Source organism: Enterobacter cloacae complex sp. OE43NF, from assembly GCF_023544405.1.
Classification (GTDB): domain Bacteria; phylum Pseudomonadota; class Gammaproteobacteria; order Enterobacterales; family Enterobacteriaceae; genus Enterobacter; species Enterobacter cloacae.
Genome location: NZ_JAMJFW010000012.1, coordinates 16,399 through 41,848 on the forward strand (window position 1 = coordinate 16,399; position 25,450 = coordinate 41,848).

General features: G+C 55.8%; 19 protein-coding genes. 11 read left to right on the forward strand and 8 right to left on the reverse strand.

The annotated features are described in order from the left end of the window. Positions 1 to 8: 8 nt before the first annotated feature. Together treY and treZ are read right to left on the reverse strand one after the other, a co-directional pair. Positions 9 to 2,477 (reverse strand): malto-oligosyltrehalose synthase, encoded by a 2,469-nt coding sequence (treY, locus tag M8370_RS07775; protein ID WP_250020728.1) that lies wholly within the window; start codon positions 2,475 to 2,477, stop codon positions 9 to 11. After that, positions 2,474 to 4,258, reverse strand: a complete 1,785-nt coding sequence (treZ, locus tag M8370_RS07780; RefSeq protein WP_250020729.1) for a malto-oligosyltrehalose trehalohydrolase — start codon at positions 4,256 to 4,258, stop codon at positions 2,474 to 2,476. The genes treY and treZ overlap by 4 nt, the downstream gene beginning before the upstream one ends. Before the next feature lie 162 nt (positions 4,259 to 4,420). Between treZ and M8370_RS07785 the strand changes: the two genes are divergently transcribed. The 3 genes from M8370_RS07785 to M8370_RS07795 all read left to right on the forward strand — a co-directional run bounded on the left by M8370_RS07785 (position 4,421) and on the right by M8370_RS07795 (position 7,217). Then, positions 4,421 to 5,161 carry a 5'-nucleotidase, lipoprotein e(P4) family gene (locus tag M8370_RS07785; protein WP_194500131.1) on the forward strand — a complete coding sequence of 247 codons (741 nt, stop codon included), beginning with the start codon at positions 4,421 to 4,423 and terminating at the stop codon, positions 5,159 to 5,161. Positions 5,162 to 5,303: 142 nt separating this feature from the next. Next, positions 5,304 to 6,290 (forward strand): MBL fold metallo-hydrolase, encoded by a 987-nt coding sequence (locus M8370_RS07790; protein WP_250020730.1) that lies wholly within the window; start codon positions 5,304 to 5,306, stop codon positions 6,288 to 6,290. A gap of 15 nt (positions 6,291 to 6,305) precedes the next feature. After that, a complete protein-coding gene (locus tag M8370_RS07795) occupies positions 6,306 to 7,217 on the forward strand; it encodes a LysR family transcriptional regulator (RefSeq protein WP_013096566.1) in 912 nt (303 codons plus the stop codon). Here the strand turns inward: M8370_RS07795 and M8370_RS07800 are convergent. Beyond that, complete coding sequence (locus tag M8370_RS07800; RefSeq protein ID WP_114518809.1) at positions 7,208 to 8,092, reverse strand: LysR substrate-binding domain-containing protein; 885 nt, start codon at positions 8,090 to 8,092, stop codon at positions 7,208 to 7,210. The two genes, M8370_RS07795 and M8370_RS07800, sit on opposite strands and share 10 nt — an antisense overlap. Before the next feature lie 115 nt (positions 8,093 to 8,207). Here M8370_RS07800 and M8370_RS07805 point away from each other — a divergent pair, with 115 nt between their 5' ends. After that, positions 8,208 to 9,698: a UbiD family decarboxylase gene (locus tag M8370_RS07805; RefSeq protein WP_250020731.1), complete on the forward strand. Its 1,491-nt coding sequence runs from the start codon at positions 8,208 to 8,210 to the stop codon at positions 9,696 to 9,698. Between the two features lie 27 nt (positions 9,699 to 9,725). On the opposite strand, the gene M8370_RS07810 is transcribed toward M8370_RS07805, so the two are convergent. From M8370_RS07810 to opgC, 5 genes are read right to left on the reverse strand one after another with little or no spacing between them, the layout of a single operon-like run. Next, entirely contained in the window at positions 9,726 to 10,151 is a 426-nt protein-coding gene (locus M8370_RS07810; RefSeq protein ID WP_250020732.1) for an ATP-binding protein, read from the reverse strand. Then, the gene (locus M8370_RS07815) at positions 10,152 to 10,490 is read right to left on the reverse strand and encodes an STAS domain-containing protein (protein ID WP_045294124.1); all 339 of its coding nucleotides are present in this window, start codon (positions 10,488 to 10,490) and stop codon (positions 10,152 to 10,154) included. After that, a complete protein-coding gene (locus M8370_RS07820; RefSeq protein ID WP_058679074.1) occupies positions 10,474 to 11,694 on the reverse strand; it encodes a PP2C family protein-serine/threonine phosphatase in 1,221 nt (406 codons plus the stop codon). Before M8370_RS07820 ends, M8370_RS07815 begins: the two co-directional genes overlap by 17 nt. An 8-nt stretch (positions 11,695 to 11,702) precedes the next feature. Next, positions 11,703 to 12,602, reverse strand: coding sequence for a hypothetical protein (locus M8370_RS07825; protein WP_045294355.1), 900 nt, complete (start codon positions 12,600 to 12,602; stop codon positions 11,703 to 11,705). 11 nt (positions 12,603 to 12,613) lie between these two features. After that, a complete protein-coding gene (gene opgC, locus M8370_RS07830) occupies positions 12,614 to 13,747 on the reverse strand; it encodes an OpgC domain-containing protein (protein WP_284038866.1) in 1,134 nt (377 codons plus the stop codon). Between the two features lie 364 nt (positions 13,748 to 14,111). Here opgC and M8370_RS07835 point away from each other — a divergent pair, with 364 nt between their 5' ends. Genes M8370_RS07835 through M8370_RS07865 form a run of 7 tightly spaced genes read left to right on the forward strand, consistent with a single transcriptional unit; the run spans position 14,112 to position 25,450 of the window. After that, complete coding sequence (locus tag M8370_RS07835; protein WP_161657104.1) at positions 14,112 to 15,929, forward strand: glycosyltransferase family 2 protein; 1,818 nt, start codon at positions 14,112 to 14,114, stop codon at positions 15,927 to 15,929. Further along, positions 15,926 to 17,257, forward strand: coding sequence for a DUF3131 domain-containing protein (locus M8370_RS07840; RefSeq protein WP_250020734.1), 1,332 nt, complete (start codon positions 15,926 to 15,928; stop codon positions 17,255 to 17,257). Before M8370_RS07835 ends, M8370_RS07840 begins: the two co-directional genes overlap by 4 nt. A gap of 41 nt (positions 17,258 to 17,298) precedes the next feature. Beyond that, complete coding sequence (locus M8370_RS07845; RefSeq protein WP_058679094.1) at positions 17,299 to 18,801, forward strand: DUF3131 domain-containing protein; 1,503 nt, start codon at positions 17,299 to 17,301, stop codon at positions 18,799 to 18,801. After that, positions 18,786 to 20,180 carry a DUF3131 domain-containing protein gene (locus tag M8370_RS07850; RefSeq protein WP_250020735.1) on the forward strand — a complete coding sequence of 465 codons (1,395 nt, stop codon included), beginning with the start codon at positions 18,786 to 18,788 and terminating at the stop codon, positions 20,178 to 20,180. Before M8370_RS07845 ends, M8370_RS07850 begins: the two co-directional genes overlap by 16 nt. Further along, complete coding sequence (locus M8370_RS07855) at positions 20,177 to 20,602, forward strand: globin family protein (protein ID WP_045294136.1); 426 nt, start codon at positions 20,177 to 20,179, stop codon at positions 20,600 to 20,602. The genes M8370_RS07850 and M8370_RS07855 overlap by 4 nt, the downstream gene beginning before the upstream one ends. A gap of 11 nt (positions 20,603 to 20,613) precedes the next feature. Next, the gene (locus M8370_RS07860) at positions 20,614 to 23,289 is read left to right on the forward strand and encodes a hybrid sensor histidine kinase/response regulator (protein WP_250020736.1); all 2,676 of its coding nucleotides are present in this window, start codon (positions 20,614 to 20,616) and stop codon (positions 23,287 to 23,289) included. Next, on the forward strand, positions 23,279 to 25,450 hold the full coding sequence (locus M8370_RS07865) for a glycoside hydrolase family 2 protein (protein WP_250020737.1): 2,172 nt from the start codon (positions 23,279 to 23,281) through the stop codon (positions 25,448 to 25,450). The genes M8370_RS07860 and M8370_RS07865 overlap by 11 nt, the downstream gene beginning before the upstream one ends.

The window sequence follows — 25,450 nt, forward strand, 5'->3', positions numbered from 1 at the left end:
CTCCACGATTATTCGCAGGTAAGCAGAACTAACAAACTTCCTGTTTCAGACGTTAAATCCAGCGTCTCCCGCAGCGCCCGACGTTCACCGGTAAACAGATCCCGGTAGCGTTTCCCGGAAAGCTCTTCGGGGATGACGACCGAAGTGTTGGCCCACAGCGTTTCGTTTGTGGGGGTAGCAAAAACCAGACGCGGTACGGCAACAATCAGCGCCTCCCCGTCCTTCACGCGCGCGTAGACAATCAGGTTTTCCTCGCGCTCGCCGCTGACCTTCAGCGGCAGCCAGTCGCCGTACTGGAAGAGCGGTAAATAGTGCTGCCGGACGCGTAACAGCGTGGCGGTGACATACTGCTTCACCCTGCCGTTTCGCCACTGCTGTTCGTCGGCAAAGAGCTTTGCGTCGGCGCTGCTCAGGTTTTGCCTCAGCGTGGCGAAATCCGGCTCCAGCCGGTTATCCGGGTCGACCAGGCTAAAATTAAGCGCCTCGCTTCCCTGATAGATATCCGGTACGCCCGGCGCCGTCAGTTTGATCACCGTCTGGCTCAGGCTGTTCATCAGCCCGGCGCGGATAAAAGGTTGCAGGGAGGACGAGAAATCATGCAGGAACAGCGTGTTCTCAGGGGACAGCAAGTGCCGGACGTAATTCAGCACCACGCTCTCATAGCTCTCATTGCTGTCGATCCAGTCGGTACGCTGTTTGGCCTCGCGCAGCGCTTTCTCAATAAACCCGAGGAAACGCGCTTCGAGAGACTTCAGCCCTTCACTATCGTCAGGCGACAACGTTGCAGGCCAGACGCCCGCCAGCGCCTGGTAGATCATCCAGGTATCGGCCGCGTTTGGCGCGGTACCGTCATTGAGAAAACGCACCTGGGTCTGGTTCATCTGTCGCCAGCGCGCCAGATTTTCGCCCCACTGTTCCGGGGCTTCCGTCAGGGTGTAGAGGCGTGCCCGCGCGTCTTCCCCGCGCTTGGTGTCGTGCGTGGAGGTCCCCAGCAGCGCATCGGGCTGACGGGCCAGACGGATGCGCATCTCCTGGTGAAAGCGGGATAACGAGAACGCGCGCGGGGTGGGATCGGCCCCCACTTCGTTCAGGGCGAGCTCGAGGTTATGGCGGAAAAAGAGCGTATCTTCCACCGATTTCGCCATCAGCGGCCCGGTAAGCTGCTGGAAGCGGGTTCTGAACAGCGAGGCCGCATCGCGGCTGCTGGCGTCCAGGTCGCCGGTGAGGATCCTCACCAACAGGCTTAACGCCGGTTCCGGTGCGTCGACGCTGGCAACAACGCGATTCAACAGCGCGACATCCGGGGCGGTTAACCCGTCGGTGGTGCCGTAGGTGCGGTAGACCGGAAACGCAATCAGCAGTTCGCGCAGCGTGTAACGTATGTCGTCCTGCGGTACGTCAATGCCGTTGCATCGGGCAAGGTCGGTGGCAATGTTAAGCAGCGTGGTGAATTCACCCTCAAAATTGCGATCGGTCATCAGCCCTTTAGCGTTGCGAAGTTCCGCATGGCGATCGACCGTCACGCCCAGCGTCTCGTCGTGGATTTTTTCCAGCCGCCCGAGGTTATTATCGTCGACCAGCACTTCGGCCAGCGAGGCGATAAACTCATATCCGGTGGTGCCGGATACCGGCCATTCCGCAGGCAGTTGTTCCCCTTTGGCGAGAATTTTTTCCACGGTGATATAACAGTCGGGACCGGTTGCCTGCCGTAACCGCTGCAGGTAACCCAGCGGGTCGGCCAGCCCGTCGATATGGTCAATGCGCAACCCGTCGACAATGCCGGTATGCACGAGCTCGAGGATCAGGCGATGCGTATCCTGAAACACCCCCTCGTCTTCCACTCTGACGCCCACCAGGCCGGTAATTTCAAAAAAGCGCCGCCATGAGAGCTGTTTCGGCGCTTCCCGCCAGGACATCAGCCGCCAGCTCTGCGCCTCGTGGATCGCCTCAATGCTTTTCTCCGCAGCCCATGTTCCGGGGTTAAGCGGATAGGCTGTGTCATAGTAGACCAGCGCGGCCTCACCGGTGACAATGTCACGTTTAAGAGCAATTGCCCCCTTCTCCAGCTCGGCCTCAAAGGTGTCGCCAAGGAACGGCAGCGTCAGCGGGCGCGACCAGTCGATATCAAAATAGTGCGCGTAACGGCTTTGCTGACCAAAGGCGATAATGTCCCGCCACCAGCGGTTTTCCAGCGAGGTCGACATATGGTTAGGGACGATGTCCAGAATGAGCCCCATTCCCGCCTGCCTGAGTGCCGCCGTCATGCGGTCGAAACCGGCGCGCCCGCCAATGGCAGGATCGATTTCGTTAGGATCGGTGACGTCATAACCGTGGGTTGAACCGGTGGTGGCGGTAAATATCGGTGAGGCATAGAGATGGCTGATCCCGAGGTCTTTAAGGTATGGCACCAGCTCCACCACGCGGTCAAAGGTCATGCCATTGCGGAACTGTATTCGGTATGTGGCACAAGGGATCATGATGCGTCTCCATCTGCAAAACGAATGACAATGCTGTTCGGCGCTAACACCTCAGCGGCCTCCGGCCAGCTAAAGAGCGTTTCGCCTGCCAGCGCAGGAACGTCAACGGGCTTATTACCGATATTCAGCGCCAGCGACAATGTCCCCGTCGGGAAAGACCAGCTCACCGCCACCATACCGGGAGCGGTCTTAACGATTTTGCCCTCAACGGTGCCGCCAGGGCGAAGTAACGGCACAAGATAGCGATGCCGCAGGACCAGCAGGCTTCGCGTGAAGCGCAGCCAGGATTTACCCTGTGCAGTCGTCACGTTGTGCCAGTCCAGTTTTGAGCGGGCAAAAGTCTGCTCGTCATTCGGATCCGGTACATCGCCATCGTGTCCGCTGTGGCCGGTAAACTCTTTTGCCCGCCCTTCCCGCACGGCTTTCGCCAGATCGCCATGAAAATCCGTAAAGAACAGGAACGGGTTGGTTTCGCCATACTCTTCGCCCATAAACAGCAGCGGGATATGGGGTGACAGCAGCAGCGCGGCGAGCAGAACGCGGGTTTTATCCGCGCCCGCCAGGGTAATAAGCCGTTCGCCCTGGGCGCGGTTACCGGTTTGATCGTGGTTTTGAATAAAATCGACAAAGAAGGTCGGCGGCTGGGTGTGGCATTCCACCCCGCGTGAGTGTCCGGTCTGCAAAGAGACCTCACCCTGATAGACAAATCCTTCTGCGAGTGCTCTGGCGAATTTTTTTTCCGGTTCGAAGGCAAAATCCTGATAGTAGGCATGCGTTTCGCCGGTGGCAAAGACGTGGGCGGCGTTGTGGAAATCATCATTCCACTCGGCGGTAAACAGCGGCGTGGCTCCCTTCTCATCCCGAGGATGCAGGAAAATCACGTTACGGCTGTCCTCGGTGGTGAGATGGATATGACGATCCGGGAGCGCTTCGCGGATCGTTTCCGCGATCTGCTGAAGAATATGTTTCGACGCCGTATCTTTAATCTGGTCGATGGCATCAAACCGTAAGCCATCCAGACGGTATTCGGTCAGCCAGAACAGGGGCGCGTCAAGAATGTAGTGTCTGACCGGCTCCCGTTCATAGGCGATACCGTTACCCCACGGTGTCATTCTCTGCGCATCAAAAAACGCGGGTGACAGCAAGGGTAAGTAGTTTCCTTCCGGGCCGAAATGGTTGAGTACGATATCCAGCACGACAGAAAGGCCCAGGCCGTGCGCCGCATCGATGAACGCGTGAAAATCCTCCGGCGTGCCATAGGCGGAATGCGGGGCATACAGCAATACGCCATCATAGCCCCAGCCGCGGCTGCCGCCGAACTGTGAAACCGGCATAACTTCAAGCTGGGTGATGCCGAGTTCAGCCAGATACGGCAGCTTGTCGATAGCCGCCCGGAAGGTGCCCTGCGGTGTAAAGGTGCCAATATGCAGTTCGTAAATCACCGTCTCTTCCCACGGTCGCCCTGCCCAGTCTGGGTTGATGGGCTGATAGCGGCCGGGATCAATCACCACGGAGGGGCCATTAACGTCCCCTTTCTGCGCCCGCGATGCGGGGTCAGGTACCGCCATGCCGTCCTGTAAAACGAACTGATACTCGGTGCCATGCGTCACGCCAGGTACGTCAATCTGGAACCAGCCGTTACCGACCGCCGTCATGGGCAGATCGCGTTCTGCCAGACGTAGCGTAAGTTGTTGTTGTCCCTCAGCCCAGACGCGAAAACGTACAACGTCACCGGAAATAAACTCAGCACCCCACTGCTTTTGAAATGTCCTGAATTCCATTCATTGTCCTCGAATGACCCACATTTTACGCGGAATGAAGTACAAGCTTAGTTCAGGATCGAAAGCACGTTTCAACAGAGCCCCAACGTGCAACCGTCATTTTTCTGTCACTTAAATTCATTACGCTTTCGTCATTTTGACAAGGGTGTTAAGGAAACAATAATGAATTCAATAGCTAAGGCTTTACTGTTGGCAGTACCGATGTTGAGCGCAACCGCTACCGCGGCAAATAATGAACTGTGTGAACCAAAAGCCTATGAAATGGCGCTGCGCTACCAGCAGAAGTCGGCTGAAATCATGGCGCTTCAACTGCAGACGTACCGTTTTGCCACCGGCCGTTTTGACGAGAAAGTGAAAGATCTGAAAACGCCAGAAAATTACGCGGTGGTCATGGATCTGGATGAAACCGTGCTCGACAACACCCCGCTGCTGGTGCGCGACATGGAACAGTGCCATGACTACACCCAATGGGATACCTGGAGCGACTGGGAAAAACAGGGAAAACCCGGCCTGATCCCCGGCGCGAAGGCGTTTCTTGAGCATGTGAATCAAAGCAAGGTGCGTATCTACTACGTCTCTGACCGCATGCAGGAAAATAAAGCAGATACCATCAACACGTTAAAATCCCTTGGCCTGCCGCAGGTCTCGGACGACAGCGTGCTTCTGGATACGGTGAGTAAAGAAGAGCGCCGCCAGAGCATCCTTAAAAAGCAACAGATCATTATGTTGTTTGGCGACAGCCTGCCGGATTTCGCCGTGCAGTTTAAAAACAAAAAACCGAGTGAGCAGCAGCGCGAGCTGGTTGAGGCAAGCGCAGAGCATTTTGGCAATGACTGGATTGTGCTGCCTAATGCCGCTTATGGCTCATGGTCAAAAGCCACGCCGGACAGCTGGAAGCCGTAACAATCTGCCCGCCGGGCACGGTATTGCCGTTGCCCGGTCACCCCACTGAGCTATCCATCCCATTTATAGGTCCTATCACTGTTGAGCGGGTTCTTAAATTTTGATGCATAAGTAAGATGAGGACTTACTAAAGGAGATCATCATGCTTACTGTCAAGAAACTTGCCCTCTCTACGCTCATCACCAGTTCACTGCTCTTCTACCCTGCGCTGCACTCCCTGGCAGAGACGCCTCAGCACGTGGTGGAACAACCGGCGGGCGGTTACAGCGTTCAGGTGGGCGACGTGCTGGTTACGTCGTTTACGGACGGCAGCGTCGCGCAGGATCTGCACACGCTGTTGCGCCGGACCACAGCGCAGAAAACCGATGCGTTACTGGCGAAAAATTTCCAGGCTAACCCGGTTGAAGCTTCCATTAACGCCTTTCTGATTGCGCTGCCGGGACACAAAATTCTGGTCGATACCGGTTCCGGCCAGCTTTTTAGTCCGGGCAACGGCGGGCGTTTAATCGAGAGCCTGGCAACGCAGGGGATCAAACCGCAGGACATCACGGAAATCTTACTGACGCACGCGCATTCCGATCATTCCGGTGGCCTGATAAAAGACGGTAAGGCGGTATTTACCAACGCCCGCGTGTTCGTGGGGAAACCGGATATCGACTTTTTCTTCAATGAAGAGAATCAGAAAAAAACCGGTTACGATCAGAACTACTTTGACGTGGCACAGAAGACTTTAAAACCGTATCTTGATGCCGGCAAAGTGGTGCCTTTTACCGGTACATCAGCGCTGCTGCCGGGTATTACCGGAACGGTTCACCCCGGCCATACACCGGGCTCGGCCTTCTATACGCTGGAGAGTAAAGGCGAGAAAATTACCTTCGTGGGCGACATTATCCACGTCGCTGCGGTACAGTTCCCGCAGCCTGATGTGACCATCGCCTACGATGAAGATCAGGACGGAGCCGCCCGTGTGCGCAAGCAGGCCTTTGACGACTTTGTCAAAAACAGAGATCTGGTTGCCGCGCCACACCTGCCGTTCCCCGGTATCGGTTATGTCACCAAAGGCGAACGCGCGGGCTATGCCTGGGTTCCCGTTACCTATACCAACCGGGACGCCAGCACAGCTAAATAAACAACGGAAAACAACATGACGCCATTTTCAGACCTGGATATTGACCTGATATTGACGTTGGATGCACTGCTCACCGACCGGAACATCACGCACGCCGCCGCACGTCTGGGGGTCAGCCAGCCCGCGCTGTCAGCCCGTCTTTCGCGCCTGCGTGCCATTTTTGGCGAGCCGTTGTTTATCCCTTCCCCACATGGACGTGGGGTGTTGCCCACACCCCGAGCCGAGGCGCTGAGGCCTCAGGTCGCGGCCGTTCTGCGTGGCATCAGCGCGATGCTTGCCCCCACCGGGTTTAACCCCCGCGAGAGCAATCGCACGTTCGTCATTGCCCTGCATGAAAACCCGGCCCTGATGCTTGGGGCTGAACTGCTGAATCACATCAGACGTGAAGCGCCGGGGATCCGCCTGCGTTTCGCCCTGCCGGAGTGGGTGAACCTGCCCCAGCAGCTGGAAAGCGGCGACGTTGATATTTACATTGGCGTGAGTGCGGGCGCGCATGACGGCTGGGTCAGACGCAAACTGTTTGAAGACGCGTTTGCCACCGCCCAGCGCAAAGGGCATCCTCGCGGTACGGGGCCGCTGGATCTGGCGCAGTATTGCGCCCTCTCTCATCTGGTGGTCTCCTCCCAGGGCGATCCATTTACCGGCTTTGTCGACCAGACGCTGGCCGGGCTGGGATATCAGCGCAACGTGGTGATGTCCACGCAAAGCTATGCCATGGCACCGCCTCTGGTGGCGGGGACTGACCTGATTTGCACCTTACCGGGACGCATGTTGCAGCAGTTCGCCACCACGCTCGATATTTTCCCGCCCCCGCTGCCACTCCAGCCGATCGCCATCAGCATGTTCTGGCATCCTAAAAACAGTCAGGACACGGCGAACGCCTGGCTGCGCGAACAACTGCTGCTGGCCGCCGGGCGTCAACCCTGAGCAACGGTGGTGAGGAATTTTTTTAAGACTTCAGAACGAATGATTCGGTGACAAACCAGCGTCAGTTCGCTCTTCCTGAGCCGATCAATAATGTCGACGTAAACCACATTCCCGACGCTCACCGCCCTTGCTGAGGCGGGCAAGAGCGCAATGCCAAATCCCGCCGCGACAAGGCTGATGACGGTGGGCACGTCGGTGGCATTCTGCACCACCTCCGGCTGGAAACCCGCACCGTTACAGGCGTCATAGAAATATTGTTCCAGCCCCATGCCTTGCGGATCGCGCAGCGAGATCCACTTTTCGTCCTTCACGGATGAAAGCGTCAGTGCGGATGACGTGGCCAGGGGGTGTTGGCGAGGCAGCGCCAGCACCGTTTTCTCTGAGGTAAAGGGGCGAGATTGCAGATCGTCAGGTAACGCAGGCAGCGGAGCCCGGATAATCGCCACGTCCAGCTGGTTGGTCTGCACGGCTTCGTAAAGCGTCTGCACGTTTCCGGTCATCAGCGAAATGGCAATCGCGGGCCAGTTCTCGTGCAGCTGGCGCAGCGTTGCAGGCAGCTTACCGTCGAACATCGCACTCGATACACATCCCAGATTCAACACCCCCTGTTCGCCACGGGCGGTTTGTCTGGCGTCCAGCACGGCCTGCTCGGTCATCGCAATTGCCAGCCGGGCTTTGACCAGAAACGCGTCTCCGGCAGGCGTCAGGGTTAAGCGACGATGTGCCCGGCTAAACAGTGTGACGCCCAGACGCGCCTCCAGCGCTTTAATCTGCTGGCTCAGCGCAGGTTGCGCCATGTTCAGGCGCTCCGCGGCGCGGTGCATATGGAGCTCTTCGGCTACCACCAGAAAATTACGCATCAGACGAAATTGCATGACGAAGTCCCGCGAAATTTGATAACAAAATTCTTATCAAAATAGCATCAATGATGCAATTGATGCTATCTGTCGTTCGCCCAACAATGGAGGTCAGCCATTAAGGGAGAAAAACATGCAAAACCCCATTAACGATCTCAGAAGCGCCATCGCGTTGCTGCAACGCCATCCAGGTCACTATATCGAAACCGATCACCCGGTAGATCCCAATGCTGAACTGGCGGGCGTCTACCGCCATATCGGCGCGGGCGGTACCGTAAAACGCCCCACTCGCACGGGCCCGGCCATGATGTTCAATAGCGTGAAGGGCTACCCCGGCTCCCGCATCCTGGTAGGTATGCACGCCAGCCGGGAAAGAGCGGCGCTTCTGCTGGGTTGTGAACCCTCGAAGCTGGCGCAGCACGTTGGTCAGGCGGTGAAAAACCCCGTTGCACCGGTGGTGGTTCCGGCCTCGCAGGCACCGTGCCAGGAACAGGTCTTTTACGCCGAGGATCCGGACTTTGACCTGCGTAAGCTGCTTCCGGCTCCGACCAACACGCCGATTGATGCAGGCCCGTTCTTCTGTCTGGGGCTGGTACTGGCAAGCGATCCGGAAGATACCTCGCTGACCGATGTGACCATTCACCGTCTCTGTGTGCAGGAGCGAGATGAACTCTCTATGTTCCTTGCCGCCGGTCGCCATATCGAAGTCTTTCGCAAGAAGGCCGAAGCGGCGGGCAAACCGCTGCCGGTAACCATCAATATGGGACTTGACCCGGCTATCTACATTGGGGCCTGTTTCGAAGCGCCAACCACGCCATTCGGTTACAACGAGCTTGGCATCGCCGGGGCATTACGCCAGCAACCGGTGGAACTGGTACAGGGCGTGGCTGTAAAAGAGAAAGCGATCGCGCGGGCGGAAATCATCATCGAGGGCGAACTGCTTCCCGGCGTGCGCGTAAGAGAAGATCAGCACACCAACACCGGCCACGCCATGCCGGAGTTCCCGGGCTACTGCGGCGAGGCGAATCCGTCTCTGCCGGTGATCAAAGTGAAAGCCGTGACGATGCGAAACCACGCGATCCTGCAGACGCTGGTGGGCCCGGGCGAAGAGCACACCACGCTTGCCGGTTTGCCGACCGAGGCCAGCATTCGCAACGCGGTCGAAGAGGCCATTCCCGGCTTTCTGCAAAACGTTTACGCCCACACCGCCGGAGGCGGTAAATTTCTCGGCATTTTACAGGTGAAAAAACGCCAGCCGTCAGACGAAGGACGTCAGGGCCAGGCGGCACTTATCGCCCTGGCCACCTATTCCGAGCTGAAAAACATTATCCTCGTGGATGAAGACGTGGATATCTTCGACAGCGACGATATCCTGTGGGCAATGACCACCCGCATGCAGGGCGATGTGAGCATTACCACGCTTCCGGGGATCCGCGGCCACCAGCTGGATCCGTCGCAGTCGCCGGATTACAGCACCTCGATCCGTGGAAACGGCATTTCCTGCAAGACTATCTTCGACTGCACGGTGCCGTGGGCGCTGAAGGCGCGGTTTGAACGGGCGCCGTTCATGGAGGTTGATCCCACACCGTGGGCGCCGGAGCTGTTTGCGACGAATAAGCAATAGTCCCACAGCACGCGTATGGTCATCGGGTCATACGCTTATTTTCTTTTCAAGCGTGGCGATATTCTCGCCCGCCACGCGCTCCACCGTAAAACGATCGACGCTCAGCAAAATCAGCATCAACCCTCTGCCGCTCTCCAGCAATGGCGATGTTTCACAAAATCGGTCTCGTCTGGCGGCATCAAGCCGCTCCTGCGGGAACGCCTCACCTGCGTCGGTAAAGATAAGGCAGACGTCGCTGTCGCGGATGTCGAACCGCACGCGGAATGCGCTTGAGGGATCCTCATGCAACGCATGCCGGATGATATTCGTCGCCACTTCACAGACGGCGAGATCGAGCGCGAAACGCCATTCATCATCAACGGTAAGCGCGCATAGCCTCTCTTCCAGCCAGCTTGCCAGCGGCGTCAGCGAGCCGAGCACCGCCGGAAATTCTGCCTGCTCCTGCGTCTGCATTTACTGCCCCAGCTGCGCAAGCGCGGTGCTTTTATCCGGATAGATGCGAAATATGCGATCCATCCGGGTCAGAGTGAACATATTCATGATCCCTGGGTTCAGGGAGCATAGCGCCATTTCGCCTTTGCCATTCATCAACTTGAACAACGACACCAGCATCCCCAGCCCGCTGCTGTCGATGAAATCTACTTTGCTAAAGTCGACAATCAGGGCTTTACGATCGCTGCCAATTTCTTCCGTCACAGTGGCTTTAAACGCTGCCGCAACGGAGGCATCCAGCCGCCGGACCGCCGGCGTAAGTACGTTGGCATGCGGTAATCGTTCAGTGTTCATCATCATTCTGTTCTCCCTGCCGCTCAATTACTAATAGTGAAACATCGTCAGTTAAGGCGGTCGGTTCATCGCGATGTGCGTTACGCCAGTCGGTCAGGTGTTGACCAAACTGTGATAACAGTTCATCAACAGGCAAACGGGCGTGCTGATGAAGCCAGCGCTGGAGACGTTGCGGGCCAAACTGCTCGCCCTCGACATTCTCACATTCCGTGATCCCGTCACTGAATAAGCATAAGCGATCCCCTGGATTGAGGGTAAACGCCACATCGTCCCAGCTGAGATCGGGGATCAGCCCTACAGGCGGTCCGCCGTCACCCACGGCGGTGACGGCACTGTCTGCATTCACAATTACGGGGGTAGGATGCCCTGCCTGACACAACAATCCCTGACCCGTTGCAGGATCGATTACCCCGTAGATAATGGTGAAATAGCTGGTGATGTCGTTCTCTTCACTGCAAAACCGGCTATTCAGAATTCTGATCACCTCAGCGGGAGACTGAACCCCGCCCGCTTCGGTAAACAAGAACCGGTCCACCACCCGGCCATGTAAAAACTGGCGCGCAACCGCGAGGGACATCATCGCCGCGCCTACGCCGTGACCGGAAACATCGACGCAATAAAAACCCAGATGGGAATCGAGCGCAAAAATATTAAAGACGTCGCCCGAGACCCAGGCTGAGGGTAAGAAAAGCCAGTCGGAAAAGTAATTGCCATAACGTAAGCGGTGCGAAGGCAGCACGGAGTGCTGGACACGCGCCGCCAGCTCAAGATCCTGTTCAAGCTGGTGTAAGGCCTCGCTCAGACGCTTATTGTGCGCGGCGAGCGTCGCTTCCAGCGTCAAAATGCGCCCTCCTGCGTGTAACCGTGCCCGTAGCTCTGCCTGCTCGACGGGCTTACTCAAAAAATCATCGGCCCCGGCATGAAAACCCTGCGTCAAATCGCCCGTGTTCTCGCGCGCCGTTAACAGGATGACGTAAACGTAGTGACCCCATTCGCGACTACGGATCGCCTTGCACAGAGCGAGCCCGTCCATCACGGGCATTTCCCAGTCGCTGATCACCATGCTGACGGGCTCGCTGGCCAATATCTCCAGCGCGGCGACGCCATTCTCCGCCTCGCTCACGATGTAGCCCCACTGGGTGAGCATCCGGGAGAGTAAACGACGATAAATCAGCGAATCTTCAACGATTAAAACGTGCAGCGCTGACATGCATCCCCCTATAGCGGTAAGAACCAGATAAGGCTGACGGTGCCTTCGCGGAACTTAGCATTCCCGTTACTGTGGCCAGGGTAGCGTGTCCCCGAGTAGTTCGCGTACTGGACGGAGAACGAACCCGGCGTATAGCCTGCATAACCAAAGCTGTAGCTGTAATCGCCGTTCCAGGGTTGTTGCTGACTGCTGTCGGGGAACCAGAATGCCGTTGCCCGAATAAAGAAATGCTGTTTAAAGGTGTAACCGCAGCCGCCGAGGAATACATTTTTATTTTTGCGAATGTCATCGCTGCTAAGGTCATAGTAACGTGGGACCCAACTGTACCCTGCCTGGCAGATAATAGAGTCGCCTTTGTTGATCAGAAGCGATTTTTCTATCGGCTTCGGTAAGGAAAACTTATAGGCGAGAGTCACCGCCCCCTGCTCGAAGTAGGTATGTCGTCGGCTACCAGGCGTCCAGAAGTGATTATCACCGTAGTTGCTGTACACAAGGCTAACCGTATTAGCATGCCAGTCGTCATAGCCAAAACTGTAACGAAAATCTGCGGTGTAGCGACTGGTATCCCTGACCGGCAGTCGGGAGGTAATGTTGGCAAACCAGAAGCTATAGGGCGAATACTGCAGGCTGAGATTCAGCGTCTGGTTAATTTTTCGCTTTTGTGTGGCGCTGTCTGAGCTGTTTGGAATGCTCATCCACTGCTCTTTCAGCCCCGAACTGAAACTCAGGGCACCTGAGAATTTTTTGTCATTACCCGAAAACAGGCGCCCCCATCGACTGGTAAATACGCCAGCCTGTACCGGTTCGCCGTTTTTATCGCGCAGGGTGTCATTTTCATTACTTTGTGCCGCATCTGCGGAAGATGTTGCGGCGAGCAGCACGCCCGCCAGAAGCCATTTCTCGCGCATAACCGCCATCCTTAGTTAGGTATCCAGCGTGCGGCGACGTTATATTTCGCCATGAGCCACAGTATGCCTAGTGCCGCAGCATGCACTAACGTGTTTTCTGTCCAGGCGTGACGCCATAAATCGAACGTAATGAACTGACTCACCAGCAACACCACGTACACATGCAAAATAAAGGTATAAAGCGAGTGCTGGCCTAACGGAATGAGAAACCATCCGAACATTTTGTTGAGCGGCACCCACCACCAGGTCAGCACCAGATAGACGGTAACCATCAGCGCGATATCGTTTAATACCCGCACCGGACCCAGCCCATTTTTTGCAGCCCAGGTGTGATAAAACGTGTTGAAGGTGTCAGATGGAATCACATGCAACAGCAGCGCAGGCGGCATAAACGGGTTGGTATGGTTCTGCGCAACAAACCCCAGAACAAGTGATACCATCACCAGCGCAACCACCACCACTTTACCTGCCGGCGTGCGGGCAAAAGAGAGTAATTCGGCTTTGTACCAGCCGCACGCCATGCCCAGCACGAAAATGAACTGCCAGGCCAGCAGCGGAAAAGCGAATTCGAATTCCGCTGGCGTCAGCCGCAGCGGCCAACGCTGCCACAGGCTGTACACCAGCAGCGACAGCCCCAGCAGCCACCAGACCTTCCCTTTCTGCAACATCCCTAAAAACAGAGGGCTAAAGAGCAATAAAAAGATATATAGCCCAAGAATTTGAGTCTGATGGGGGCCAATCTGCAAATAGAGAATGATATTGAACCAGGTCTCTTTTATTTGCGGTGTCACCGGATAAAGCGACCAGCTTTCACCCGAAAAGCGATCGGTAAAATGGGTAACCTCGAAAAGAGTAATATTGGGAACCCATGCCAGAAGAATAAATGACACTATGATAATGATATTTACGCGATATATTTTCCACGCCCGGAGATAAAGCCCCCATGACACCGTAAGTAATACCACTTTTTGCAGGCGAGCACGGTTGAGCATGCCCAACATAAAACCTGAGAGAATCACAAAACCCTCTGCGCCGGTGGTTAATCCGAAACGCTCCCAGGAAAATATATTAAATACTGACATCACTTCCGTATGTGCGACGACCATCATGACGAGGGCAATACCGCGCATAAAGTCGATTCTCAGGTCTCGTGCACCTGCAACGGCATACCGTCATGTTGTTGATTTTGATTTATCTTCTTGCGCGAGCGACGGCGCAATATGGCTCATAGGGTGTCCTTTACCAGGAAGCGAAAATAAAGTTCTAAATAAAGTAGATAGCCTATAGAAATAGTAACCGCAATTTCTCCCTGGCAGAGAAAATGGATTAAGCAAAATTTACATCCAATTAACCCATGCTAAATATTACTCATGTGCATGGCTGGACACTTTTATTCGGCGTTCTACACTTACCTTAAATTTCGTTCAATCGCTTTTTCTTTGGCCTTCGGGTAACTGTCTGCGCCGCAGAATGGGGCTGCATTTTCACGGAATCAGGAAAGCCGGATCTATGGATTTTTATTTTTCCCGTTTTGAACATCGTCAACCTCCGGAACCGTTAAAAACGCCACGTTGGGTCATGATGACCTGGCAGGTGTTAGCGGTCGCGGCGCTCATACTGGGCGCAAATTATATTTACTGGCGCTGGACCGCCTCCCTGAATACCGATGCCTTGTGGTATGCCATTCCGCTGGTTCTCGCCGAAACCCTGGCATGGATCGGAACCGTGCTGTTTACCATCAATTTGTGGAAAGAAGAGGATCCACCGCAAAGTCCCCCTCCCAGCGATATTAACGCCTGTCTGTCGCCCGAGGAGGCCACGGAACCGCGTCCTGTTAAAGTGGATTTATTCATCGCAACCTATTCCGAAGACACCGAGCTGGTACGGCTCTCCATTCAGGATGCGCTGAAGATGGATTACCCTTTCCCGATTGACTACCGGATCCACGTGCTTGATGACGGCCGCCGTCCGGATATGAAAGCCGTCTGCGAAGAGGAAGGCGTCAATTACATCAGTCGCCAGACTAACATCGGCTTTAAGGCCGGCAATCTGCGCAACGGCCTTGAGCAAACCGACGGCGACTTCATTGTTATTTGCGATGCCGATACCCGGGTCTTCCCTACTCTTCTCAGCCATACGCTCGGCTATTTTCGCGACCCCGATGTCGCCTGGGTACAGACACCCCAATGGTTCTTCGACCTCCCTGAAGGCGAAAATTTGTCACACTGGGGACACCGTAAAGCCGGGAAAGTTGGCTATGGCCTGGGCTGGGCGATCCAGAAGCTGGTTGGCCCGGTGACCCTTGGCCGCGATCCGTTTTTCAACGACCCGCGCATGTTCTATGACGTGATCCTGCGACGCCGCAACTGGGCCAATGCGGCATTCTGCTGTGGAGCGGCCTCCATTCATCGCCGTGAGGCCGTAATGCAGGCCGCACTGAGAAGCTATGCCTGGTCTGTTGAAGAGGAGATCCATCGCCATACCCGGGATATCCGTGACGAAGAAACGCGGGAAGCCTTGCAGAATGCGATGCGTCCGCACGTGGCATTTGACACCGAATTAACGCCCTACAAATTCCACGTATCGGAAGATATCTATACCTCAATTTTGTTGCACGGTGATGCCGCAAGACGCTGGCGTTCGGTCATGCACCCGCGCGTTGAATCGAAAATGCTCTCCCCGCAGGATATGCTGACCTGGATGATCCAGCGCTTTAAGTATGCCGCCGGTTCGCTGGATATTTTGTTCCATGACAATATCTTCAGTCGCCGCCGCTTTAAGCTTTCTCTCCCTCAGACGCTGATGTACGCCACAACCTTCTGGTCTTATCTGGCCTGCGTGTGGAACACGGTGTTTTTGATTTCGCCCATCATTTACCTGTTCACCGGCATTCCACCGGTTTCAGCCTGGTCGACGCCGTTCTATCTCCACTTTCTGCCCTTTTTTATCCTCTCTGAGCTGGCCTTTATGTTCGGCACCTGGGGAATTTCGGCCTGGGACGGCAGGGCCTCTTACCTCTCCTTCTTTTCCATGAATCTGCGCGCGCTCAACACCGTGCTGCGAGGCGAACAAATCAAGTTTCATGTTACGCCGAAAGAGAGGCAAACCGGCCGTTTTCTCTATCTGGTGAAGCCGCAGATTGCCATCGTGGTACTGACCCTGGCGGGGCTTCTCTGGGGAGGAATCCAGGTCGCTCGCGGCCAGGTTGACGATCCATCTGGTTACGTCATCAATATTTTCTGGGGGGCGGTCAATATCGCCGCCATGCTCCCTCTGATTTTCGCGGCCATGTGGACGCCAGCTGAAGAGGGAGAGGTCAGCCAATGAGACGACGCGATGCCCTGCTTTCTGCGCGCAGTTATTTGACAATTTTGCTGGGGTTCCTGCTCGGTTTTGCCATTGTGGTGTGGGTTGAGAAACAAATGCCTTCGCGTGTGGAAAGCAGCGGCGGCATTGCGCTCAGTAAAGATTTCCCTCCACTGCCTGCGACACGCGAACTGACCTATAACGAAGCCATCTGGGCGCGGGTGGCATGGCAGTATTACGTGAATAATACCCAGCCAAACGGGCTGGCGAACGCCAGCGACGGTGAGCCATGGCTAAGCCTCTGGAGCGTGGGAAGCTATCTCTTTGCGACCATCGCTGCACAGCAACTCAATATTATTACCACCGACGAGTTTGACGAGCGGATCGGCGCCGCCCTGTTCACGCTGGGGGCGCTACCGCTCAATGATAAAGGGCTCCCGGCCGCCTATTATCATGCGGACACGCTGAAGATCCTCGGCAAATCAGACGCCTCGCCCATAGGGCTCAGCCGCCTGCTGACGGCACTTCAGACTCTCCTGTGGCGCTACCCTCAGCACGCCGCGGCGGTTAGTGATGTGTTTAGCCACTGGCGTACCGGCTCGCTGATTGAAAATAACACTCAAAGCCAGGCGGCCGTGCCGCTTCATCACTGGACGCTGACTGCCGATGAACAGCGGGACAGCTTTGGCTATCGACTCTATGCCAGCCATACCCTGCGTTTGATTGACAGTGCAGCGGGCCTCGCGGTCACCAACCCGCCTCAAGGGCAAAAGATGATCGACCTGGATGGCATCATGGTCCCCGATGAAGGGTTACGTACGCCCTGGGGCAAGCAGACCTCTCTGATCAGCCTGCCCTATCTGTTAACCGGTCTTGAGCTGGGTTTTGATGCCCAGAGCGCGGAAATCGCGTGGCGAATTATGCAAATTCAGCAGCGTCGCCACCACCTCCGTACACCAAAACCGCCTGTCAGCACGGATTATGCCGAACCGGCACCGGATTATGTTACCGACCTGCCAGACAGACAGCCAGTACAGGCACGCGCCTTGCGCGACGAAGCACCGGAGAAGGTAGCCATTACCTCAACCCGTTCTGCGTTTGCCTGGTATGCCCTGTTTCGTAATAGCTGGAGTGAAGCGCTGCGCCAGCAGGTAGAGTCGCTTCAGGTGCCGGGCAAAGGCTGGCAAAGAGGATTAAATCTCAACAATAGCGTTAATTCCGTCGTAGATGCGGATACCAATGCCATTGTGCTGGAAAGCCTGTCTTATATCGCGCATGGCCAGATGCTCTGTCTGGCCTGTCTCTACACGGCCCCACGGCCATCCACTTCTGCAGGAGCAACGCCATGAAGCCACGATCCCTGATCTTCTTTCACCTGCTGACGGGAATAATGATCTGCTGGCTGGCATTATCGACCGTGCGTGCGGAAACCGGGCTGCCAGCATCGAATTACGCCCCGCGCAGTGGAGAGCTGACGGTCAGAGAGATGACCATTGCGAAAAATGCCTGGCAGTATTTTGTGGCGAATTATCAGCCCACGACGGGCCTGGTGAATGCGGTCAATAAATATCCCTCTACCACGATGTGGGACAGCGCATCCTATCTGGCTGCCATGACGGCGGCGCGTGAACTGGGGATCATTGATAAAGCAGAATTCGATCGCAGAATGCTGAAGTTTCTCGCCACGCTAAACACGCTGGTGCTGTTCCGCAACGAGCTGCCAAACAAAGCGTATAACACCATCAGCGGCCAGAAAGTGGACTATACCAACAAGCCCGGTGAAATTGGCTTCTCGGCCCTGGATATCGGACGGATGCTGGTCTGGCTGAAAATTATCAAAGAGCGTTACCCGGAATATGGCAACAGCATAGATAACGTGGTACTGGGATGGGATTTCAGCCATGTGATTGATCCCTGCGGTACCCTGTATGGTGCCTATCTGGAAAATGGCCAGCCCAAATATGTTCAGGAAGGTCGACTGGGCTATGAAGAGTACGGCGCGGCGGGTTTCCAGCTGTGGGGTTTTAATACCTGTAAAGCCAGTCGCCCGCAGCCTTATGAGCTGGCCGAAATTTACTGCGTACTCGTTCCCTATGATACACGCGACCCGCGTAACACATCTCAACATAACTATGTTGTGACGGAGTCTTACCTGCTTTACGGGCTGGAGTTCGGCTTCGATAAACCGACCGACCGGGATAACGCGCCCCGCGACTACTCCCTGACATGGATGAAGAACTTTGCCGACCGCGTTTATCAGGCACAGGAGAACCGCTATACCATCACCGGCGTCCTCACTGCCCGCTCTGAACACCAGCTCGATAAACCCCCATATTTCGTCTATGACACCGTATTCAGCGATGGTTTTAACTGGAACACCATCACCGATAAAGGCCAGTTCGTCCCTGGCGCTGCCGCGATTTCACTGAAAGCGGCGCTGGGGATGTGGGTATTGTGGAACTCGCCCTACACGGACCGCCTGCTGAATACCATTGAGAATGCAAACGAAGAGGGAAAAGGCTACTACGAAGGCCTGTATGAAAATGGTGACGGGCCGATCAAAGAGTTCACCGCGAACAATAACGGCATCATGCTGGAGGCGTTGTTATTCAAAAAAGAGGGAAAACTGTTGGCCTTCAATACCGACAACCCGAAGAGCAAGGATTTTGCCCCGTCACTCTGGGATCAAAAGCTGCTGGATCAGTTTGAAGAGAACAACGCGCTGCGTAGCCGACCGTTCCTTACCAGCACACCGGCAGTAAAAAGCTGGTGCGACCGGACCGGCGTCACGCTGCGCACCAAACCCGCCTGTCAGGCTTGTCAGTGCGCATCCTGCAGCGCGGACGAGCCTGTTAAACTGCCTCCGGTGACTGCGCAATGCTTAAAACCTTAGCCAGAGGGCTCGCGGGATTACTCCTCGCAGGCGTAGCGGTTTTTGCCCTGTTTGGCCATCAGGGGGCTGGCTGGCGCTGGCTGATAAACGGTGGCTGGCACTCCACTGCTCGCCTCGCCACCCTGACGCCGGAAGAGCAGAAATGGGCGGCAATTGCCTGGCGCTATTTCGTCAACAATACCCAGCCACAAACCGGGCTGGTCAACGGAAGCGACAAACAGCCGCGCGTCACGCTCTGGCAAATGGGCGATACACTTATCGCGCTGCTCTCAGCAAAAGAGCTGGGGTTGATTCAGGATGCCGAGTATGACGCCCGCTTAACCCGACTGATGGGGACACTCAACCGTCTGATGCTGACCGATACCCGTACACCAGGGCGGCTCTATTCCAGCCAGACAGCAACGCTTATCGATTTTAGCGGCAACCCGGTCAGACAGGGTTGGTCTGCCCGGGACATGGCTCGCCTGATGCTCGCTCTGCGCCTCACTGCAGAGCGTGAGCCGCAATATGGTGAGTATCTGGACAAAATCATTCTGCGGTGGAATTTCTGTCCGGTCATCGATAACGAGGGCGAACTGTGGTCATCTTCCCTGCAGAATGGCCAGCCGGTGGTGCGTGAGGAGCTGCGTCTGGGCGAAAGCGAATATGCCGCGACGGCGTTTCATCTGTGGGGATTTTCAGCGGAGAAGGCGTTTACGCCGCCGGTACATCACGTCATCATCGCGCAGCGGCGGCTGGCCGTGGATGCCCGCGATCCGCGCACCACGTGGCAGCCCTCCCTGATTACCACTCTTCCCTACATGCTGCCAGGTCTGGAGTTTGGCTGGGAACCCGATGGCGTGACGGCCGAACGACAAAAGCGTCTGCGTAAGCAAGCAGAAAACGTCTGGCTGAGTCAGAAGACCCGCTGGGAGATCGATAAAATCCTGACAGCGCGTGCTGATTTCGCGCTCTCACAGGCCCCCTGGCATATACAGGATACCGTCTGGGGAAATGGTTATGCCTGGAACTCAATAGGCGATGATGGCCGGGACTACACCCGGTTCGCGCAGGTGTCGACCAAAGCGGTCTTTACGCTGTGGGCCTTGTGGGATACCCCTTACACCGACGAGCTGATGTCAGTCACAAAACACCTTAACGATCCGCAAAGAGGTTGGTATGAAGGCCGCCTTGAAGCCACGGGCGATACCAATGCTGCCCTCACCCTCTCCACCAATGCCATGGTGCTGGAAGCCCTTTTCTTTAAGCATAACGCCGGGCCTCTCTTTGATACCCGCCAGTCAAGGAAAGAGAGCTACTTTACCCACCGTCTGGCAGATGAATATGCCCCCCCGGGACGTTGTCTGCCGGGTGAAAACGCCATAAGGAGGACGCCGTGAAATTCTACCGCGATCTGTTTGAATCCAGCCTGAACCGCGTCTTCCCGGATAATGAAAAAACGGCGTTTTTCGAGACGTTCTACGACGCTTTCGTGCATATGTCACCTGAGACGGAAGCACATTTTGCCCGTCTGCCGGATCAGGAAGGCCAGCAAACCCTGTTTAAAAGTTTCTTCGCCATGCTGGCGGTAGATGGCGCCCTGATTGTGCCGGATTTTCTTGAGCGCCTGGCGCGGGAGCAAAGCGATGACGGCTTGCACCTTCCGCCGCGTTTTTTTGCCCTCTGGCGGGAAGCGATGCTCAACACGGTGAGCCTGCGCGATCCGCAATGCGACGATGAGATCCTGACGGCATGGGCGATGGCAATTGCGCCCGGGCTGGAATACCTGCGCCGACAGGCAGAACTGCATTACCGGGCGTAAGGAGCATGACAATGCCTTCATTTAACTATGATCTTAACGCGCTCCCGGCTGCGGTCATGATTTATGACCGCAATGAACACCTGGTGGCCTGGAATCACAGCGTTGCCCTGTTTTATCCGGTCATCACTCCGTGGCTGAAAGCAGGTACGCCTCTTAAAGAGTTGGCAGAACGTTTCATTGACGCTGTTTACAACGTCGATCCAGGCCTTCGTCAAACGCTGCGTGAATCCATCGTTCGCAACTGTCGGCAGGATAAACATTGTGAAGTCAGACAGGCTGGTCAACGACGCATTTTTGTTCAACATCAGCGGCTTGCGGACGGCAGTATCGTCAGTCTGCATAGTGATATCACGGAGCTTGACGAAGCGCAGCGGTCGCGCCACCGGCTACATGACGATTTTCTGCTCACGGCGGAATCCATTCATATCGGAATTTGGGACTGGCAGGTTTCTGGTGACACTTTACAGGTGAACGACACGCTGCTGTCCATGCTCGGTCAGTCACGCACGCGGTGGCATTATCCGGTGCGTTTTTTGCTCAATCAGGTTCATGAGGACGATCGCGCTGCGCTGCGCAAGGCACTGCAGGCCTCAAAACAGGACCACCGTCCGGTCTTCGAATGTGAAATCCGCGTTCATCACCCCACAGAAGGGTTACGCTGGATGCTGTTGTCCGGCCAGGTGGTGACGCTCTCCATCGGGGGCAACGCTGAGCGGGTCATTGGTACACTACAGGATATTACCCGGCGTAAAGAGGCCGAAATACTGGCGATCAATGCCGCCCGGGAGGCCAGAAAGGCGAATGAGGCAAAAAGTGCATTTTTAGCCAATATGAGTCATGAAATTCGCACGCCTATGAACGGCATTATTGGCATGACGCAACTGTGCCTTGATACCCCTCTTGACGCCGATCAGCGTGATTACCTTACGCTGGTGATGAGTTCTGCCCAGTCTTTGCTGCACATCATTAACGACATTCTTGATTTCTCGCGTATCGAAGCCGGCAAAGTGGAACTGGAGACAGAGCCGGTTTCCGTGCGCCCCTTTATTCAGTCGCTTATTCGTCCGCACATGCCGGGTGCCAGTGAAAAAGGGATTGAGCTTCTGGTTGATATAGCGCCTGACGTTCCCGACGTACTGCTGGTGGATGGCGCACGGCTACGTCAGATCCTCACCAATCTGCTGGGAAATGCGCTCAAATTTACCCACCAGGGGGAAGTCATGCTGATTATTGAGCCGGAAGATGGCGAGCATCGCTGGCGTTTTCGGGTGCGTGACAGCGGTATTGGTATACCGGCGGATAAACAGAATGCCATTTTCGAAGCCTTCAGCCAGGCGGACAATTCAACAACTCGTCGCTATGGAGGTACGGGGCTTGGATTGACTATCTCTGCGCGGCTGGTTGCGGCGATGGGGGGTGAGTTAACCGTGACCAGCGAACCGGGTAAAGGCAGCGAGTTTACATTCGTGCTACCGCTGGCGACGCAGCCTCTGGCCCCGGAAGAACGGCCGTACAGCAAACGGTTTAGCGGGGAGCCGGTGCTTGTGGTCGATGATAACCAAACGAATCTGCGATTGTTGGCCGCAATGCTCAGCCAGATGGGGCTGAAACCCACCTGCGTCAATAAAGCCAGCGAGGCGATACATCGGGTTAAAGCGGGGCCCGCCTGGCCGTTAATACTGCTGGACGCGCAAATGCCTGAAATGGACGGGGTTTCTCTGGCGCTGGAGCTTTCAGTTCTGCCGCAGACAGCGGAGAGTCATATCATCATGCTGAGCTCCATGAGCCGACATTTTGACAGCAATATGCTGAAACGGATTGGTATCAAACACTATCTGCATAAACCCATCGCGCAGGACGAGTTGCATCAGGCCATTGCCGCAGCCTTTGAGCGGTTGCCGAAGCTAATGAGTGAAGCCCTCCCCGTGCCAGTCGCGTCATCGGGTCGTAAGGGGCTACGCATCCTGCTGGCTGAAGATAATCTGGTCAATCAGAAGGTGGCAGCACGGCTGCTTGAACGCCTCGGCCATAGCTGTCAGATCGTCGACAATGGACTCACTCTGCTTGAACGCTGGCGTTCGGGAGAATGGGACGTTTTGTTGATCGACCTTCAGATGCCCGAAATGGACGGTGAAACCGCCATTCGACGGCTTCGGGAAGAGGAACAGACCCTACCCGGCCCTGCTCAGCCAACCGTCGCCATGACCGCACACGCTATGCAGGGGGATAAAGAGCGTTGTCTCAATATGGGATTCGATGGCTATATTGCCAAACCCATCAGCCAGGAACGTCTTGCTGAAGAGATTGCCCGCGTTCTTCAGCGCGAAGATTCACTGGACTTTCCCGATGAAGCTCGCCTGCTGAACCAGTGCGCTGACGATCCCGCCCTGGTCCAGGAACTTCTGACCCTGTTTGGTGAAGAACTGGATGGGGCCGTGAAAGCCATCTCCCGGGCTATCAACCGTGATGACCGTGAAACGCTGCGCCGTGCGGCCCATAAACTGCGCGGCGAAGCCGTCACGCTGGACTTCCGGGGTCTCGCACAGCAACTGCAGGTGCTGGAGAGCGAAGCGCATACGCTGGAGACGCAACAGCTTGCGATGCTGAATGCCAAACTTCATAAGGAATCACGGCGCCTGATGGCCTGGCTCGCCAATCGTGGGGTAAATGTTATTCATGATTCGTAACTGCACGCTGCTTTTTGCATTGTTGACCCCCTCGGTGATGGCAACTTCAGTACCGATAAGCTGGTCTCTTGCGGGTGTATGGCAGGTTCAGGACGCCAACGATAACCCCCAGTCTGCCGGGGCAGGCTGGCGTAAACTGAACGTACCTGCCAACTGGTATAGCGCCGGGTACGATCATCAGGGGGCGTTGTGGTATCGCCACGCTTTTACCCTCCCCGCTCAACCGCCCGATATCATGACCACCCTGGTGTTTAACGGTGTCGACTACCTGGCCGATGTCACATTAAACGGCCAGTCACTGGGCCAGCATGAGGGTTATTTCCAGCGCTTTTCGCTGGATGCCACCGGAGCGTTACAACGTCACAACAAGCTTATAATTAGGGTTGATAGCCCCTTCGAAGATCCGCAGACGGTCTGGCCTCTGCATAAAACCGCCATGAAGGGGATTCTTAATCAGCATGACACTCGTCCAGGCGGGGCGTGGTCACCTGAAGGTCAGGATGCGAACTCTGGCGGCATCTGGGCACCGGTCAGACTGCATCTTAGCCGGGGAGCCACCATTGATGACATTATTCTGCGCCCCGACTGGACGCAGGGACTGACGCATCCGGCGTTAAAGGCTGAGATACGCTATCGCGCCCTCCAGTCGGAACGCGCTACCGTGCGGCTTACCGCAACCCCCGCCAACTTCAACGGCAAACGCTTTGAGGCTGACTTTCCGGTCACCCTCAAAAGCAACGCCCATTCCGTGCAGGTTACGCTGCCCATGACGGGGGCAAAACTCTGGTGGCCGGTCGGCACAGGGAAGCCACACCTGTATACGGTTCGCGCCTCATTACGCGATAAAACCGGGTTAATGGATACGGCTGTCACCCGCACCGGACTGCGCAAGATAGTAGAACAGCCGGGTAACACAGGCTGGCTTATTAACGATAAACGCCTGTTTATTAAGGGCAGCAATTACATCGGCTCCCCGTGGCTCAGCACCATGACGCGCGAGAAATACCGTCGCGATCTTCGTCTGGTCAAGACCATGAACGCCAACGCCATACGCGTACACGGACACGTGGCGGGTCGCGCGCTTTATGAGGTTGCCGATGAGATGGGAATGCTAATCTGGCAGGATGTTCCGCTGCAGTGGGGCTACGACAACAGCGAGGCCTTTACGAAAAATGCGGTTCGCCAGACTCGCGAGATGATCGAACAGTTCGGTAATTCTCCCGCCATCATCGTCTGGGGCGGTCATAACGAACCGCCCTGGAATTCACCCTGGATGGAAAAACGCTTCCCGGACTGGAACAAAAACCTTAATCGCGACCTCACGCAAAAAGTCGCGGATACGCTTGCCGAAGATACCTCCCGCATTGTGCATCGTTTTTCCGCCGTGGAGGAGCATTACTGGGCGGGATGGTATTTCGGTACCGTACGCGATCTGCTTGCCCCGGCCAAAACGGGTATCATTACCGAATTCGGTGCACAGGCCCTTCCCCGCCTGTCCACGCTAAAAACCATTATCCCGGCATCACATCTGTGGCCTAAAACGACCGCCGCCGACGACCCCGGCTGGACGCTCTGGAAATACCATAATTTTCAGCCGTTCCAGACCTTTAAGTTTGCCGGCATCGCGCGCGGCAATAACATTAAACAGATGATCCACAATACGCAGGCCTATCAGTCACAACTGGTGGCCACGGCGGCAGAGAGCTATCGTAGACAGCGATACCAGCCGGTAACGGCACTGTTCCATTTCATGTTTGTAGAAACCTGGCCCTCTATCAACTGGGGGGTGGTGGACTATTTGCGCAAACCTAAAGCCGGGTATTTCGCATTAAAACGCGCGTATCAGCCCATCCTGCCCTCCATTGAGCCGGTCACTGCGCAGTGGATGTCCGGCGCAGCGGCGCCCCTGCGTCTTTGGGCAATCAATGACACCTGGAAACCGTGCAATGAATGCCGTCTGATATGGCGTGTTACCCAGCGCGATAAGGTGCTGGCAAAGGGCACGATGACAATGACGATCGCCGCAGACTCCGGAAAAATGGTAAAAGCGCTTACGGTCACACCCGTGGGTCAGGACGCGGTGTTGATCAGATTCACGATCAAAAACAAAGCGGGGAAAACCGTCGGAGATAATCAGAGAACAGAATCCGTCATAAAGTGA

Excerpts from the sequence above, each read along its gene's own strand:
- treY (WP_250020728.1), bottom strand. The coding sequence starts at position 2,477 with ATGATCCCTTGTGCCACATACCGAATACAGTTCCGCAATGGCATGACC.
- treZ (WP_250020729.1), bottom strand. The coding sequence starts at position 4,258 with ATGGAATTCAGGACATTTCAAAAGCAGTGGGGTGCTGAGTTTATTTCC.
- M8370_RS07785 (WP_194500131.1), top strand. The coding sequence starts at position 4,421 with ATGAATTCAATAGCTAAGGCTTTACTGTTGGCAGTACCGATGTTGAGC.
- M8370_RS07790 (WP_250020730.1), top strand. The coding sequence starts at position 5,304 with ATGCTTACTGTCAAGAAACTTGCCCTCTCTACGCTCATCACCAGTTCA.
- M8370_RS07795 (WP_013096566.1), top strand. The coding sequence starts at position 6,306 with ATGACGCCATTTTCAGACCTGGATATTGACCTGATATTGACGTTGGAT.
- M8370_RS07800 (WP_114518809.1), bottom strand. The coding sequence starts at position 8,092 with ATGCAATTTCGTCTGATGCGTAATTTTCTGGTGGTAGCCGAAGAGCTC.
- M8370_RS07805 (WP_250020731.1), top strand. The coding sequence starts at position 8,208 with ATGCAAAACCCCATTAACGATCTCAGAAGCGCCATCGCGTTGCTGCAA.
- M8370_RS07810 (WP_250020732.1), bottom strand. The coding sequence starts at position 10,151 with ATGCAGACGCAGGAGCAGGCAGAATTTCCGGCGGTGCTCGGCTCGCTG.
- M8370_RS07815 (WP_045294124.1), bottom strand. The coding sequence starts at position 10,490 with ATGATGATGAACACTGAACGATTACCGCATGCCAACGTACTTACGCCG.
- M8370_RS07820 (WP_058679074.1), bottom strand. The coding sequence starts at position 11,694 with ATGTCAGCGCTGCACGTTTTAATCGTTGAAGATTCGCTGATTTATCGT.
- M8370_RS07825 (WP_045294355.1), bottom strand. The coding sequence starts at position 12,602 with ATGCGCGAGAAATGGCTTCTGGCGGGCGTGCTGCTCGCCGCAACATCT.
- M8370_RS07835 (WP_161657104.1), top strand. The coding sequence starts at position 14,112 with ATGGATTTTTATTTTTCCCGTTTTGAACATCGTCAACCTCCGGAACCG.
- M8370_RS07840 (WP_250020734.1), top strand. The coding sequence starts at position 15,926 with ATGAGACGACGCGATGCCCTGCTTTCTGCGCGCAGTTATTTGACAATT.
- M8370_RS07845 (WP_058679094.1), top strand. The coding sequence starts at position 17,299 with ATGATCTGCTGGCTGGCATTATCGACCGTGCGTGCGGAAACCGGGCTG.
- M8370_RS07850 (WP_250020735.1), top strand. The coding sequence starts at position 18,786 with ATGCTTAAAACCTTAGCCAGAGGGCTCGCGGGATTACTCCTCGCAGGC.
- M8370_RS07860 (WP_250020736.1), top strand. The coding sequence starts at position 20,614 with ATGCCTTCATTTAACTATGATCTTAACGCGCTCCCGGCTGCGGTCATG.
- M8370_RS07865 (WP_250020737.1), top strand. The coding sequence starts at position 23,279 with ATGATTCGTAACTGCACGCTGCTTTTTGCATTGTTGACCCCCTCGGTG.